Source organism: Citrobacter sp. RHBSTW-01013, assembly GCF_013781985.1.
Classification (GTDB): Bacteria; Pseudomonadota; Gammaproteobacteria; order Enterobacterales; family Enterobacteriaceae; genus Citrobacter; species Citrobacter braakii.
In genome coordinates this window covers 2,727,354-2,743,034 of sequence record NZ_CP056185.1, presented here as the reverse complement: position 1 = coordinate 2,743,034, position 15,681 = coordinate 2,727,354, and the positions used below count along the sequence as shown (strand labels likewise).

The following is a 15,681-nucleotide window of genomic DNA, read 5'->3' as shown; positions in this document are numbered from 1 at the left end:
CTTAAGCCTGTACGGTGTTCATCAGAACCGCGATCTCGTCTTTCACTGACTGGACCTGCGGACCGATAACGACCTGAAGGTTATGCTGATTGAGTTGTACTACGCCAATGGCACGATTGTCCTTCAGAGCCTGTACGTTAACAAGCGACATATCTTTCACTGACAAGCGCAGACGGGTGATGCAATTATCCAGGCTGACAATGTTTTCTGCGCCGCCCAGCGCCGCCAGAATAGCAGGGACGTTGTAACCTGATTTACCAGGCGCTCCGGCCATTACTTTTTCGATATTGCTGGCAATTTCGACTTCACGGCCCGGCGTCTTCAAATTGAAACGCGTGATGGCGAAGCGGAAGATCACGTAGTACACCGCAAACCAGATAGCCGCGACAACAGGGACCAGGTACCACTTGGTGGACAATCCGTGCAGGATGCCGAACACCACGAAGTCAATCAGGTTACCGTCAGTGTTACCGATAGTGACGCCAAGCACCGCCATCACGGTGAAGCCAAGACCGGTTAGCAGGGCGTGGATTACATACAGAACCGGAGCGACGAACAGGAATAAGAACTCAAGTGGTTCGGTTGTACCGCCGATGACACAGGCAATCAGACCAGAAATTAATAACCCTTTAATTTTATGACGATTTTCAGGGCGTGCGCAGTGGTACATGGCTAATGCCGCACCCGGTAAACCGCCGAGGAACGCCGGCATTTTACCCTGGGACAGGAAACGTGTTGCGCTTTCAGAGAAACCTTGCGTTGTCGGGCAGCTCAGTTGAGCCTGGAAAATAGTCAGTGCGCCGCTCACGCTATGGCCGCAGACTTCCTGTGTGCCGCCAGCTTCGGTGAAGCGAATGAGTGCCACCAGAATATGGTGCAGGCCAAAAGGCAGCAACAGACGTTCACCGGTACCAAACAGCATAGGACCAAATTCCCCCGCGCTATTGATGATGTGACCGAGTCCGGTAATGCCCATGGCGAAAACCGGCCAAATCAAGGGAATGACCAGCCCGACCAATCCCATCACCACCGAGGAGATGATAGGCACAAAGCGCGTACCACCGAAAAACGCCAGCGCATCCGGCAGACGAATGTTGTGGAAGCGTTCATGCAGCATCCAGACAATGATCCCGGCAATAACGGCACCGAGGATCCCGGTGTCGATCGACTGGATCCCCAGAATGTTTTGCACGTTGTTGGCTTTCAGGATCGCCGCATCTGTGGTGGGTAAGATACCTTTGGCGGTTAACCAGAAATTGACGGCGAGGTTCATGACCGCATAACCGACAAAACCGGCAAACGCCGCAACGCCTTTGTTCTCGCGCGCCAGGCCCAGAGGAATGGCAATACAGAACATGACTGGCAGGAAGCTAAACGCAAATGATCCAACTTTACTCATCCAGGTAAAGATGGCCTGCAGCAGCGGATTCCCCAACGCTGGGATCAGCGTCAAGACATCATGGCTACTCAACGAGCTGCCGATCCCCAACATGATCCCGCAAAATGAGAGCAGCGCTACAGGCAGCATAAAGGTTTTGCCCAACTGCTGGAAAAATTCCCATAACGTTATTTTTGGTGTGGTTCTCGCCGTCATCAAACGACTCCTTGTAAAGGCTAGCTGACTAATGATGGCGAGAAGATAAAACGTTTTACCTAATTTTAGTGCGGTATAAATCACATTATCGAACGATAATAGGGGGTATAAATATAAGTGATTGATAAAACGTTTTATCTGTCACGTTATCAGGGAGTTTTCTGTTTTTATGGCTATAGCCAAAAAAATAACCATCCATGATGTTGCGCTGGCTGCGGGGGTTTCGGTCAGCACCGTCTCATTGGTGCTCAGTGGAAAAGGGCGAATTTCATCAGCGACTGGGGAGCGGGTGAATGCTGCTATTGAGCAACTGGGGTTTGTGCGTAACCGCCAGGCATCAGCGCTGCGCGGCGGGCAGAGCGGAGTAGTTGGTTTGATTGTACGCGATCTTTCAACGCCGTTTTACGCCGAGCTGACGGCAGGTCTGACGGAAGCGTTAGAAGCGCAGGGGCGCATGGTCTTCTTACTGCACGGCGGTAAAGATGGGGAGCAGCTGGCGCAGCGTTTCGCGATGTTACTCAACCAGGGGGTGGATGGCGTGGTCATTGCCGGGGCCGCCGGTAGCAGTGATGCACTGCAACAGTTGGCCGCTGATAAAGGGATCCCGGTGGTATTTGCATCACGCGCCAGCTACATGGATGACGCAGACACCGTCAGGCCCGATAACATGCAGGCTGCACAGTTACTGGTTGAACATCTTATCCGCCACGGACACCAGCGTATTGCATGGCTGGGCGGGCAGAGTTCTTCATTGACTCGCGCAGAGCGCGTCGGCGGTTATTGTGCAACCTTACTAAAATATGGTTTACCGTTTCATAGCGACTGGGTGTTGGAGTGTTCATCCAGCCAGAAGCAGGCCGCAGAAGAGGTAACGGCGCTGTTACGCCGCAATCCCACGATCAGCGCGGTGGTGTGCTACAACGAAATAATCGCCATAGGCGCCTGGTTTGGCCTGATGAGAGCAGGACGTCAGAGTGGTGAAATTGGTGTCGATCGCTATTTCGAACAGCAAATATCGTTGGCCGGATTCGCTGATGTGGCGGAAAACGCGTTGGACGATATCCCGATTACCTGGGCCTGTTCGCCCGCACGGGAAATGGGATACACCCTTGCTGAACGTATGCTACAACGCATTGCCCACGATGAAGGTCATTCACGCAATCTGACGCTTTCCGCTCGTCTGGTGGCGGCGAAATAAAAAAGCCCGATAAACACTGTTATCGGGCCTGTCACCGACGAGTGATTATTGTTGCGGGATGGCAGGGGCATCCGGCTGTGTAAGAGAAGGCATACCGAACATACCAACAAACTCATCCAGCGGCATTTTTTGTCCGTTCAGCGTCACCTGGCCGTTTGCGTATTGCAGGCTGGTGCCGATAACGTTGTCCTGCAAAGTCGTAATGCGGAACATCTGACCCATCGCCGCCAGGCCATTAACCTGTTGCTTCGCCAGACCAGCCGCTTCTTCCTGCTGATATCCTTCCAGTTTGGCAATTTGCGTCATGAACTCAGTCGCCATATCGACAGGGATGGTCAGTTTCGCATCCAGCGATTTGACGGAACGATCCACTTCCTGGGCCAGCGTTTGCGGCTCCACCGTGTTTGCTGTCGGATCTTTTAGCAGCAGTGACAGATTAAATGTGGTTTCACCTTTTGCATTCTTCCAGCTCAGTGGAGCAATGGTGACAACCGGTTCGCCTTTCATCAGAATCGGTAGCGCATTAAAGAAGGCTTCGGTGACTTTCTGCTGATAAAGCTCAGGATTTTGGACCACATCAATCTGCGCCATCAGCGCTTTGGTTTGGGCGCTGTACTGCTGGCTGAACTGGTGCAGTGCTTCACCGTCAATCTGGCCAACTTTCAACGTCAGCTTACCGCTCCCCATATCCTGGCCCTGCAATTTAAGGCTGTTCAGGGTGTAATCCAACTGGCTGTTGACGGTTTTGCCATCGTTAATCAGATCGGATTTGCCATCGATACCCATGCCTTCCAGCACCGCCAACTCTTTGCCCTCAACTGAAATCGACAGTTTTTCGAGGGACAATTTCTGATCGCCGATGCGCTCACCAAAGCTTGCGATACTGCTGGAACCTTCAGTTTTCAGGTTATTGAAAGTAACTTGTACTTTCTGATCATACTCATTGACGGCATTAACCAGGCCACTTTGCGCCTCGCCAGTCAGCGACACCGCATTACCATCCTTATCTGCCGTAAACTGGAACTCCCCGCCGCTAAAGGCCACTTTTTCGTCGCCTTTCTCGTAGTTCAGCGGTTTGAGGGAGAGATCGGAACGGGTATCCCCACTGTAGCCAATACGGGAATTAATGATGAATGGCGTCTCACCTTTGGCAATATCAAACAGCGGTTTCGTCACGTCGTTATTGACCAGCGTCGTTTTCACGGAGGCCATTGCCGGAACAAGATTCAGTGATTTCAGCTGAGCCAGCGGGAAAGGACCGTGATCAACGGTTTCATTCAGGACGATGCTTTGTCCCGGTTTCAGCCAGGAATCTGCCTGACCGGCGACAGGTTTCACCACCAACTGCAGTTGGCTATTGAACACGCCGCGCTGGTAGTTTTGATAACTCAGTTCAATGCCCGCCTCTGGGGAGTAGCGTTTTAACTGATCGTTTGCCTGCGTCACCATCTCGGCGAGATGCGTTTCGAGTTTCTTTCCTGTGTACCAGGCGCCGCCCGTCCAGACGATACCCAGTGCAACCACCACACCCGCAGCTACCAGCGATTTTTTCATTTTGATATCCATAAAATAAAACCAGGCGTTTGAAGACGCCTGGAGGAGTGACATGTCTTTAACTCACTACAGCTTAGCAAGAGTTGTTAAAAATATCAGTATCTTGCTACAGCTTGTTATAAACCCGAGCTAAACGGCCCGTGCCGCTGACGTTTACCGGCGATTCATTCGCGCTAATAAAGGCCGACTCACCCGGCTGCAGCACCAGACGCTGCTCGCCCTTGCTCAGCACGGCTTCACCTTCGATGCAGAACAAAATGGCCGCACTTTGCTGGTTGATATCTGCGCCATTGGCGGTCAGATCATGCAAGGAGAACGCGAAATCGTCGACCGGAATGGGGAAGTCCAGTTCGCTGTCAGTCTTAACTGGCGTGGTCAGCAGCTGATTGGCTGGCTTGGCGACAAACTTAACGTTGGCGACCAGCTCCGGGATATCAATGTATTTTGGCGTCAGTCCGGCGCGCAGCACGTTGTCCGAGTTAGCCATTACCTCCAGCGCCACACCTTGCAGGTAGGCGTGTGGGGTTTCGGCAAATAAGAACATCGCTTCGCCAGGATTGAGTTTCACCACATTGAGCAGCAGCGGGGAGAAGAGCCCGCTGTCATTCGGATAGAAATCGGCGATCAGGCGAATGGTTTGCCACGGTTCACCCTGCTGGCTGTTCAGCGCCGATTTCAGGATCGCCAGCGCATGGGATTTCTCCTCATCCTGCATATTCAGCAAGCTGGCGAAAAGATAGCTCAGACGTTCCGCGCTCGGTTCCTGCAGGAAATGCGCAATAGCCGGATGCGCGGCGGAAACCGGTTGTAACAATGCGACGATGTCAGAGAACTCGCGGAATGCGTTCATCGCCAGGAACGGTGTCAAAGCAAAAACCAGTTCCGGTTTGTGGTTAGGATCTTTGTAATTGCGCTCGGCGGCATCCATCGGGATCCCCGCCGCGTTTTCTTTGGCAAATCCGATTTCAGAGTTGTGCTTGTTAGGATGAACCTGAATCGAAAGAGGTTGCGCGGCGCACAGCACTTTAAACAGGAAAGGCAGTTCACCAAAGCGTTTCGCAACGGCATCGCCTAACAGTGCGGATTTATCGTGTTCGATGACATCACGCAGAGCGACCGTCTGGCCGTTAGCGTCCAGAACCTGCGAACTGCTTTTCGGATGCGCGCCCATCCACAGCTCAGCCATCGGTTGCTGAGTGGGGTTGGCAATCCCATAAAGTTCCGTTAACGCAGTTTTACTTCCCCAGGCGTAGTTCTGCACTGAGTTGATGAGTTTTTGCATTCTCAAGCCCTGTTTCAATGTGGAATTTTCTACGGCTATTAAACCAAGAAACCCTGAGCGAAGTAACCTGCACATGTAAAAAGTCGTACTTGTCTCAGTTTTTGTTAAAAAATTGTGTAGGATATGGTGACTCGCTTTTAATACCCTGAGTAATTCCGGTTGCAGAAAGCCTTTCCTTCTACAACCCGACCTGCGGCAGGGAAGCAGGGCAATGGAACATCTGCCCAGAGAATAACCAGACCGAGCAGTAAGTGAGAGCACAATGTCAAACAAACCCTTTCATTATCAGCATCCTTTCCCCCTCAAAAAGGATGATACCGAATACTATCTGCTGACCAGCGACCATGTCTCCGTTGCCGAATTTGAAGGGCAGGAGATCGTTAAAGTCGCGCCGCAAGCCTTAACGCTGCTGGCTCGTCAGGCCTTCCATGATGCATCGTTTATGCTGCGTCCTGCGCATCAGCAGCAGGTGGCCGACATTCTGCGTGACCCGGAGGCCAGCGAAAACGACAAATACGTGGCCCTGCAATTCCTGCGGAACTCTGATATTGCGGCAAAAGGTATTTTGCCGACCTGTCAGGACACCGGCACCGCGATTATCGTGGGTAAAAAAGGTCAGCACGTCTGGACTGGCGGCGGGGATGAAGCTGCGCTGGCGCGCGGTGTGTATAACACCTACATCGAAGACAACCTGCGCTATTCACAAAACGCCGCGCTGGATATGTATAAAGAGGTGAACACCGGTACCAACCTGCCGGCACAGATAGATTTGTATACCGTCGATGGCGATGAATACAAATTCCTGTGTATTGCCAAAGGCGGTGGTTCGGCGAACAAAACCTATCTGTACCAGGAGACCAAAGCGCTGCTCACGCCGGGCAAATTAAAAAATTACCTGGTTGAGAAAATGCGAACGCTGGGAACAGCGGCCTGTCCGCCGTATCACATTGCGTTTGTGATCGGTGGAACGTCAGCGGAAGCCACGCTGAAAACGGTGAAACTGGCGTCGGCTAAATATTACGATGAGCTGCCGACCGAAGGTAATGAACATGGTCAGGCATTCCGCGATGTGGAGCTGGAAAAAGAGCTGCTGATTGAGGCACAAAATTTGGGGCTGGGCGCGCAGTTCGGCGGGAAATATTTCGCTCATGATATCCGCGTGATCCGCCTGCCGCGTCACGGTGCGTCGTGTCCGGTTGGTATGGGCGTTTCTTGCTCAGCCGATCGAAATATCAAAGCTAAGATCAACCGTGAAGGTATCTGGATCGAAAAACTGGAGCATAATCCTGGCAAATATATACCAGAAGAGTTGCGCCAGGCGGGAGAAGGCGAAGCGGTACGCGTTGACCTCAATCGTCCGATGAAAGAGATCCTGGCTCAGCTGTCGCAGTACCCGGTTTCTACACGTCTGTCGCTTAACGGTACCATTATTGTTGGCCGTGATATTGCGCATGCGAAACTGAAAGAACGTCTGGATAACGGTGAAAGTTTGCCGCAGTATGTTAAAGATCATCCGATCTATTACGCTGGCCCGGCGAAAACGCCGGAAGGCTATGCCTCTGGTTCGCTTGGACCAACCACGGCAGGGCGTATGGACTCGTATGTTGACCAGCTTCAGTCCGCAGGTGGCAGCATGATCATGCTGGCGAAAGGCAACCGCAGCCAGCAGGTGACCGATGCCTGTCATAAGCATGGCGGCTTCTACTTAGGCAGTATCGGCGGCCCGGCAGCGGTGCTGGCCCAGGGCAGTATCAAGAGTCTGGAATGTGTGGAATACCCTGAACTGGGGATGGAAGCCATCTGGAAAATTGAAGTGGAAGATTTCCCGGCGTTTATCCTGGTGGATGACAAAGGCAACGATTTCTTCAAGCAGATTCAGACGTCGCAGTGCGCACGCTGCGTTAAGTAACGTCAGCCGCCCTTCGGGGCGGTTTTTTTTTACCGCACGAACCACCAAACGACAGATTAATCCTCGTTAATACTCATAAGACCAATGCAAATGGGCAATGTCGAAACATAACCTAATCAATTGTTAATGTAAGGAGCAGGTAATGGTAACGGTACGCCGCGAGAATGATTCAATGGGGGCGATTGATGTTCCAGCCGATAAGCTTTGGGGCGCGCAAACCCAACGTTCGCTGGAGCATTTTCGTATCTCTACGGAGAAAATGCCGGTCTCGCTGATCCATGCGCTGGCGCTGACGAAACGCGCCGCAGCAAAGGTTAACCAGGATCTCGGGCTGCTGGCGGAGGATAAAGCCAGGGCTATTATGCAGGCCGCAGATGAGGTGTTGGCGGATAAACACCGCGATGAGTTTCCGCTGGCCATCTGGCAAACCGGGTCAGGTACGCAAAGCAATATGAACATGAACGAGGTGCTGGCAAACCGGGCCAGCGAGTTGCTGGGCGGCGTGCGGGGGATGGAACGGAAAGTTCACCCCAACGATGATGTAAATAAAAGCCAAAGCTCGAATGATGTGTTCCCGACCGCAATGCACGTTGCCGCTCTGCTGGCGCTGCGTAACTCACTGATCCCGCAGTTAAATGTCTTAACCAAAACGCTCAGTGATAAATCACACGCTTTCGCGGATATCGTCAAAATTGGTCGTACACATCTGCAAGATGCAACCCCGCTTACGCTTGGCCAGGAGATTTCCGGCTGGGTGGCAATGCTTGAACATAACCTCAGACACATTGAAAACAGCTTACCCCACGTGGCGGAACTGGCGCTGGGGGGAACCGCGGTAGGGACCGGACTGAACACGCATCCGGAATATGCCCGTCGGGTCGCGGATGAATTGCGGGACATTACCTGTGCGCCGTTCGTTTCCGCACCGAATAAATTTGAAGCGCTAGCCACCTGCGATGCTCTGGTTCACGCCCACGGCGCGCTAAAAGGGCTGGCGGCATCGCTGATGAAAATCGCCAACGATGTGCGCTGGCTGGCATCCGGTCCGCGTTGCGGGATTGGCGAAATTTCGATTCCAGAAAATGAACCGGGCAGCTCCATTATGCCGGGTAAGGTCAATCCTACCCAGTGTGAAGCGCTCACCATGCTTTGCTGTCAGGTAATGGGCAACGATGTCGCCATCAACATGGGCGGAGCGTCAGGTAATTTTGAGCTCAACGTTTACCGACCAATGGTCATCCACAATTTCCTGCAGTCGGTGCGTCTGCTGGCTGACGGTATGGAAAGCTTTAACGAGCACTGCGCGACAGGGATCGAGCCCAATCGTGAACGAATCGATCAACTGCTCAACGAGTCGCTAATGCTGGTGACCGCGCTCAATACCCATATCGGTTATGATAAAGCCGCTGAAATTGCCAAAAAGGCGCACAAAGAGGGGCTGACGTTAAAAGCTTCCGCCCTGGCGCTGGGGTATCTAACCGAAGCGGAGTTTGACAACTGGGTACGCCCGGAACTGATGGTTGGCAGTATGCGGCCATGCAGTTAATCCGCAACGTACAGGTGCAGCCGGGGAATAATCAATCTCAACGGCTGCGCCTGAGGTTTAAAACGATGCTGAACATTATCGGCATCATAATTCAGTAACTCGCCGATATCTGGTACGGTCATGCCGTTTTCATTGTTGAGCAACGCGATCAAGGGCGTCGGGCAGGCATATTGCACCTGCTTTTGTTCTCCTTTGTACCAGACGCGGGCGATGGGCTGCACTTTTACCGGCCGTTTAATCTTCAGGCGCGCCTGCTGGCCCAGGGCGGCGACATCCTGATATTCCCGTTCAAGCTTCGCCTGCCACTCTTCCCGCGTCCAGGGATGTACGCTGCGCGGCGACGTCAGGCTTTTTTCCAGTTGCTGTAGTACTTCATCGCGTTTCAGATTTTTAATAATGTGTTTGTTGGCCCAGCCAAATCGCAGGGTGGCAGGCTCTCTGACAAGGGTGAGCGTACGATAGGCATTCAGCGTAATCAGTCCCGGCAGGTGGCGATGCACCCATTCGAAACGCGCTGCCGGTGCCAGCCCTGATTCCACCGTGACAATGCGCTCGAAGGTGGTTTTTAGCTGGTTAATACGCTGTATTTGCTCTTCCAGAGCGCGCTGAACTGCGTTATCTACCTGATAACACAGTACGCCTGGCAGGCGGACGGCCGCTTTACTGCTACGATTCTCGGACTGTTGCTGGATAAACAGATGACGATAGTGGCGTAGCGCCAGCGTTTCAGCCTCTTTACCTAAATGTTGCTTAACATCAATGTTCTGCAGTGGGGCATGCTCTGCCTCTTTGGCCACTTCCGGTAACGAGAAGACGCGCGCAATCAGCAGCGTCTGCTGCAACAGATTGTCGTTCAGAAGCGCCAGCTCTTGCTCCATCTGGCGGAAGGTGCCGTTCAGGCGGTCGACGAGATCGTAACGGGCCATAGATTTACCATTTTAGTTACAACATACTTTTTTATAGCACAACCTCCACCATTTGACCACCGAGCCGAATGGGTCAGGCAGCTGAAATTTCAGGAATGTTATGCCAGACGGGCCAACTGAAACAAAAGCGGGCGCCGCCGAGTTCACTTTCATCACAGACGACCGTACCGCCCATAGCCAATGCGATCGAGTGAACAATGGCTAGCCCAAGCCCGCAACCACCGGTCGCCCGGTCACGGCTGGGGTCAAGGCGTACAAACGGTTCAAAAACCTGTTCGCGGGCGTCTGGAGCAATACCGGGACCGTCATCTTCCACAACCAGCGTCGCCTGATTGCCATTCAATAACAGGCTCGCTTGCACCGTAGACTGGCAATAGCGCAGGGCGTTATTCAGTAGATTATCCAGTACGCGCTCCATCAGGCGCATATCCAGCGCGCCGTAGTCACCAATATTAAGATGGCGTAAGCGCACCGCACGCTCAGGGTTTACGCTTTGCACATCCTCCAGATGGGTTGTCAGCCAAACGGCCAGGTCTGGTACGCTGAGCTTCAGTTCATTTTGCGGGCGGTCCAGCCGGGCATAGGTCAGTAATTCTTCGATTAACCCTTCCAGTTGACCAATATCGCGATTCAGCGCCTGGGATTCCTGCGCGGTGAGGTTATCACTCATTTCCAGACGATAACGTAGGCGTACCAGTGGGGTACGAAGCTCATGGGCAATGCCATCGATAAGTTGTTTCTTACTGGCGATTAGCGCATTGATATTGTCTGCCATCTGGTTAAACGCGATACCCAATCGCTCAAAGCTGGAACCGCTGTCAAAATGGAGGCGTTCGCCCAGATGTCCTTCCCCAAAACGCTGTGCAGCAGCTTCCAGTCGCAGCATTTCCTGCCAGTGCGGACGCATCCAGATAAGTACCGGAAAGGCCAGCGAGATAGCAATAAACGCCATCAACGCGATGTCCAGCAAGCGCATTTGATGGAGAAAATAGAGATAGGGAAGCGGGCCGACGGCCAGCACGTAATGGCTGCGTGGGATCCGTTGAATAAATGTGTACTGATCGTCAAGCGCCACGATATCGCCTTCGCGCAAACGTTGCATTGTTTGAACGTCCAGCGTGTACTTATTTAGCGGTTCAACGCGCAGGTCAAAGGAGAGGTTCAAATCCATCTCCTTCAGCGTTTTACCCCAGTCACGTGGCGGGATCTCGCGAAGCTCGCTGCGCATCAGGTATAACGAGCTTTTCATTAAATCGTCGAGCGATTGTCTGCCTGCGCGCTCTGCGGTGAATTTATAGACCAGGCCGGTAATGACTCCAACTTATTGATAGTGTTTTATGTTCAGATAATGCCCGATGACTTTGTCATGCAGCTCCACCGATTTTGAGAACGACAGCGACTTCCGTCCCAGCCGTGCCAGGTGCTGCCTCAGATTCAGGTTATGCCGCTCAATTCGCTGCGTATATCGCTTGCTGATTACGTGCAGCTTTCCCTTCAGGCGGGATTCATACAGCGGCCAGCCATCCGTCATCCATATCACCACGTCAAAGGGTGACAGCAGGCTCATAAGACGCCCCAGCGTCGCCATAGTGCGTTCACCGAATACGTGCGCAACAACCGTCTTCCGGAGCCTGTCATACGCGTAAAACAGCCAGCGCTGGCGCGATTTAGCCCCGACATAGCCCCACTGTTCGTCCATTTCCGCGCAGACGATGACGTCACTGCCCGGCTGTATGCGCGAGGTTACCGACTGCGGCCTGAGTTTTTTAAGTGACGTAAAATCGTGTTGAGGCCAACGCCCATAATGCGGGCAGTTGCCCGGCATCCAACGCCATTCATGGCCATATCAATGATTTTCTGGTGCGTACCGGGTTGAGAAGCGGTGTAAGTGAACTGCAGTTGCCATGTTTTACGGCAGTGAGAGCAGAGATAGCGCTGATGTCCGGCGGTGCTTTTGCCGTTACGCACCACCCCGTCAGTAGCTGAACAGGAGGGACAGCTGATAGAAACAGAAGCCACTGGAGCACCTCAAAAACACCATCATACACTAAATCAGTAAGTTGGCAGCATCACCGACCAGGCCGACCAGCAGGGTCATCACCAGAAAGCAGACAAACAGCAGGAGATAAAACTGTACAAACAGCTTCTTCATAAAAAATCACCGAATACATAATATAATGCTCACCGATACTCTCAAAATTGCTGTGATATAAAAATATGAATTTCAATCGCTGTTGTTATTTACTACTCATTTTCACGGCGTTAGGCTGCATTTTCACCTCGCATCCCTTTGTTATATGGTTTTTGCTCGCCAACATACTGACGTTGGCAATGTACGGTGCGGATAAAATGGCAGCGCGCAGGGCCTGGCGCCGAGTGCCGGAGTCCACTTTGCTGCTGTTTGGCGTTGTTGGCGGGTGGGGTGGCGCGATAGCCGCCCAACAACTCTTTCACCATAAAACACAAAAACAGCCATTCAAAACCTACTTCATTATCAGTGTGATAGTGAATGTGTCTGTCATCGGAGCGGCCTATCATTTCTATCCCATTTCATCCTGGTGAACGTCAGTGACAGGCAGCCTGTTTACTTGAGACAGGAAACATACTTTTCACCTGAGCGCTGCACGATGTCATCGGCATTTTTCGTTATGTCTTTCCCTTCAAACGCGCCATAGAGTTGCTTAAATTTCACCGTACTCAGGCGGTGGGTAATGTCGCTGACCGTTGCGGCTGGCAATGGCAACATATTGGGGTAGCTCCACATAAAGGAGACGGCATGCGCCCCAGGGGTGACCTGAACGATATCGCCGGAAAGCACCACGCCTTCATCTCGCGCCCAGTGCAGAACGCAGCCGCCAGCAAAGTGTCCGCCGAGGCGTATCACACTGACGTCGCGTGTCAGTTCCAGGGTGTCGCCATCCCAAAATTTAATCCATGGGCTGTCGCGCATTACCCACTTGCGGTCGTTGGCATGGAGATAAATGGGAGCGTTAAATTCGTCAGCCCAGTCTTGCATGGTGGTGTAGTAATGAGGATGCGAAATCGCGATGGCCTTAAGCCCGCCCAGGGACGTTATTAGCATTTTTGTGGCGTCGTCGAGCGTGGCAATGCAGTCCCATAAAATATTGCCTTCCGGAGTACGCAGAATAAACGCCCGTTGATCAATTGCAAAACCAGGAACGGTGCGGATGCTGAGGAGGGTGCTGTCATGTTGCCGCCACTTATTTGTGTGCGAAGCACAAAGTGCGGCAAAATCGACCCATTCCTGCCCGGTCGCGGGAACATACTGACGTTCGTCCTGGCAGATATCGCAATGTTCAGGAAGGGCGTCTGCCACCTCATAGGATGTTCCACAGGCTTTGCATAACGTGATCATCGTGTCTTCCTCTATTGAAAAAACACAGTCAGCATGGCACACCGATACGCAAGGGTGTGCCCTTTAGTGCTCTACACGATAAGCCAGTGATGGTGGGCGTGGGTCGTTGTGGCCCAACCAGCAGAAAGCAGGAATAATGTCTACACCGTCCCTGTCGAGGGTCATTTCCGGCGAAAAATGAGGTTAATGTTTGGAAAATAGTCTGTTCAACACCTGGCTCAGCCATTGGGGACTTACTCCTGATGGCCAACCGTTTGAGACGCACACATCACAGCTTTTGCCCGTGGTGACCAAAGATGGTCAGAAAGCCATACTCAAACTCACCGACGATGACAGTGAACGAAACGGCTGCGAACTAATGGTCTGGTGGAACGGGAATGGTGCTGCGAAAGTGCTTGCTCATGCAGCAGGGGCGATTCTGTTAGAACGTGCAACAGGGGCGGGGTCTTTAGCGGACATGTCCTGGTCCGGCAATGATTCGCAGGCCTGTCGCATTATTTGCCATGCAGCCAGTCGACTCCATCTCCCCCGGAATGCGTCAACGCCTGCGTTAACACCGCTGCTTTATTGGTTTCGCGATCTGGCTCCTGCCGCGAAAAAGCATGGCGGCATCCTGACGCATTGTGCAGAGGTGGCAAACGTATTGCTCTCCTCTCCCCAGAATGAAGTCGTATTGCACGGTGACTTACACCACGGCAATATTCTTGATTTCGGAACGAAAGGATGGCTGGCTATCGATCCTAAAGGGCTGGTGGGCGAGCGTGGCTTTGATTACGCCAATATTTTTACTAATCCCGATCTTGCCGATCCCACCAAACCTGTCGCCATTGAGCCAGAAATATTCGCACAACGGGTAAATATTGTGTCTGAAATCGCGAGGATTGAACGGCAGCGTTTGCTGATGTGGATTATTGCCTGGTGTGGGTTGTCGTCTGCCTGGTTTCTGCAAGAAGGAGACTGCGCCACGATACCCCTGCGCATCGCAGAGTTAGCGAGCGCGGAACTCGCTTTTGGGGGTAATCAATTTTGATCTACGACACTGGGCTGGTAATTCTTTAGAGTTATCATTAGCCTGGTAAATGTTTTATTAATCAATCAGTGAACGGCGGTGTAGTGTGTTTTTTAGCGCAAATTTGACAGGCTGTGAGCAATGAACGCATTGTTTTTATTATTAAAAAAACGCCCGAACATTATTTTGTTGATGGTCTTACTCATCGGGGCAAACATCGTGGCGTGGCTGTGGGCTTTCACCGCGTTTAGCAACAACACGTCGTTACTGGCGCTTAGTCTGATCGCATGGTGCTATGGTTTGCGCCATGCTGTTGATGCCGATCATATCGCCGCGATAGATAGCGCTACGCGCAAACTTATGCAGCAGAAAAAACGCGCCCTGACGACGGGAGCCTGGTTTTCCCTGGGGCATTCCACCATTGTGGTACTGGCAAGCATTGGCATTGCGTTGACCACCAGCGTGTTTAAGCAACACATGGCATGGTTTCAGAATGTCGGCGGTCTGATAGGTACCACGGTCTCTGCCGTATTTCTGCTGATTCTGGCTACCATTAATCTCGTTATATTCTGTCATGTCTGGAAGGCTTTTCGTCATCTAAAACGCACCGGTACTTACGATGGCACCACAGAGGAAATGACAGTTTCAGGCCCGCTGAACTGGCTTTTCCGCTCGGCGTTTCGGCTGGTAGGCAAAGACTGGCATATGTATTTTGTCGGCTTTTTGTTTGGCCTGGGTTTTGATACCGCTACTGAAATTTCTCTGCTCGGAATTTCAGCTTCAAGCGCGTCCAGTGGCATGTCGGTGTGGTCAATTCTCGTGTTCCCGGCGCTGTTTACCTGCGGCATGGCGCTGATTGACTGCCTCGACAGTATCCTGATGGTTGAGGCCTACGGATGGGCATTCAATAAGCCGCAGCGTAAGCTCTATTACAATATGACCATCACCTGGACCTCGGTAATTGTTGCGCTTTTTATTGGTGGGCTGGAGGCGCTAGGGCTTCTCTCTGACGCATTTTCGCTTCAGGGGGGGTTGTGGGATACCGTCAGCGAGTTGAGTGACCATATGGGGAATGTCGGGTTTGCGATTATTGGCGTCTTTATCGGCTGCTGGATTATTTCTGCAATAAATTACCGTTGGAAAAAATACGACGGGCTGACGTTTAGTTGACACAAAAGAAAGCCTTCCGTGAAAGGGAAGGCTTTGATCTTACTTGAGGTCTGACTAATTCGCGGTGATGATACACACCATCTGCATCACCCAAATCTGGGTGATATTAAAAGTGAC

At 52.3% G+C, this 15,681-nt stretch carries 12 protein-coding genes and 1 pseudogene; 6 read left to right on the top strand and 7 right to left on the bottom strand.

Features of this window, described 5'->3' with window-relative positions; all coding sequences use genetic code 11:
• Position 1 precedes the first annotated feature (1 nt).
• The gene (gene malX, locus HV350_RS13255) at positions 2-1,594 is read right to left on the bottom strand and encodes a maltose/glucose-specific PTS transporter subunit IIBC (RefSeq protein WP_075848264.1); all 1,593 of its coding nucleotides are present in this window, start codon (positions 1,592-1,594) and stop codon (positions 2-4) included.
• Positions 1,595-1,763: 169 nt separating this feature from the next.
• On the opposite strand from malX, the gene HV350_RS13250 reads away from it, so the two are divergent.
• On the top strand, positions 1,764-2,792 hold the full coding sequence (locus HV350_RS13250) for a Mal regulon transcriptional regulator MalI (protein ID WP_016153014.1): 1,029 nt from the start codon (positions 1,764-1,766) through the stop codon (positions 2,790-2,792).
• 45 nt (positions 2,793-2,837) lie between these two features.
• On the opposite strand, the gene HV350_RS13245 is transcribed toward HV350_RS13250, so the two are convergent.
• Positions 2,838-4,346, bottom strand: coding sequence for a YdgA family protein (locus HV350_RS13245; protein WP_029139531.1), 1,509 nt, complete (start codon positions 4,344-4,346; stop codon positions 2,838-2,840).
• Between the two features lie 106 nt (positions 4,347-4,452).
• A complete protein-coding gene (manA, locus tag HV350_RS13240; protein WP_141895135.1) occupies positions 4,453-5,628 on the bottom strand; it encodes a mannose-6-phosphate isomerase in 1,176 nt (391 codons plus the stop codon).
• Positions 5,629-5,890: 262 nt separating this feature from the next.
• On the opposite strand from manA, the gene fumB reads away from it, so the two are divergent.
• Positions 5,891-7,537 carry a class I fumarate hydratase gene (gene fumB, locus HV350_RS13235; protein ID WP_137352247.1) on the top strand — a complete coding sequence of 549 codons (1,647 nt, stop codon included), beginning with the start codon at positions 5,891-5,893 and terminating at the stop codon, positions 7,535-7,537.
• A 142-nt stretch (positions 7,538-7,679) separates the two neighbouring features.
• On the top strand, positions 7,680-9,083 hold the full coding sequence (gene fumC / locus HV350_RS13230; RefSeq protein WP_181628668.1) for a class II fumarate hydratase: 1,404 nt from the start codon (positions 7,680-7,682) through the stop codon (positions 9,081-9,083).
• On the opposite strand, the gene tus is transcribed toward fumC, so the two are convergent.
• From tus to HV350_RS13215, 3 genes and pseudogenes are all read right to left on the bottom strand, one after another.
• Positions 9,080-10,009, bottom strand: coding sequence for a DNA replication terminus site-binding protein (gene tus / locus HV350_RS13225; RefSeq protein ID WP_181628666.1), 930 nt, complete (start codon positions 10,007-10,009; stop codon positions 9,080-9,082). The two genes, fumC and tus, sit on opposite strands and share 4 nt — an antisense overlap.
• 73 nt (positions 10,010-10,082) lie before the next feature.
• Positions 10,083-11,324 (bottom strand): annotated as a pseudogene (rstB, locus tag HV350_RS13220) (two-component system sensor histidine kinase RstB); the annotation flags it as partial.
• Between the two features lie 6 nt (positions 11,325-11,330).
• Positions 11,331-12,028 (bottom strand): IS1-like element IS1A family transposase gene (locus tag HV350_RS13215; RefSeq protein WP_103215986.1). Its coding sequence is split into 2 segments (ribosomal slippage): positions 11,331-11,779 and positions 11,779-12,028, totalling 699 coding nucleotides; the frame shifts between segments, so codons are not numbered across the junction.
• A gap of 198 nt (positions 12,029-12,226) precedes the next feature.
• Here HV350_RS13215 and HV350_RS13210 point away from each other — a divergent pair.
• Complete coding sequence (locus tag HV350_RS13210) at positions 12,227-12,571, top strand: DUF1294 domain-containing protein (RefSeq protein WP_181628664.1); 345 nt, start codon at positions 12,227-12,229, stop codon at positions 12,569-12,571.
• 22 nt (positions 12,572-12,593) lie between these two features.
• Here the strand turns inward: HV350_RS13210 and HV350_RS13205 are convergent, their stop codons facing one another.
• A complete protein-coding gene (locus HV350_RS13205; protein WP_019076747.1) occupies positions 12,594-13,385 on the bottom strand; it encodes an MBL fold hydrolase in 792 nt (263 codons plus the stop codon).
• Between the two features lie 190 nt (positions 13,386-13,575).
• On the opposite strand from HV350_RS13205, the gene HV350_RS13200 reads away from it, so the two are divergent.
• Positions 13,576-14,415 (top strand): aminoglycoside phosphotransferase family protein, encoded by an 840-nt coding sequence (locus HV350_RS13200; RefSeq protein WP_181628663.1) that lies wholly within the window; start codon positions 13,576-13,578, stop codon positions 14,413-14,415.
• Positions 14,416-14,535: 120 nt separating this feature from the next.
• Positions 14,536-15,564 carry a HoxN/HupN/NixA family nickel/cobalt transporter gene (locus HV350_RS13195; protein ID WP_181628661.1) on the top strand — a complete coding sequence of 343 codons (1,029 nt, stop codon included), beginning with the start codon at positions 14,536-14,538 and terminating at the stop codon, positions 15,562-15,564.
• The last annotated feature ends 117 nt before the right edge of the window (positions 15,565-15,681 follow it).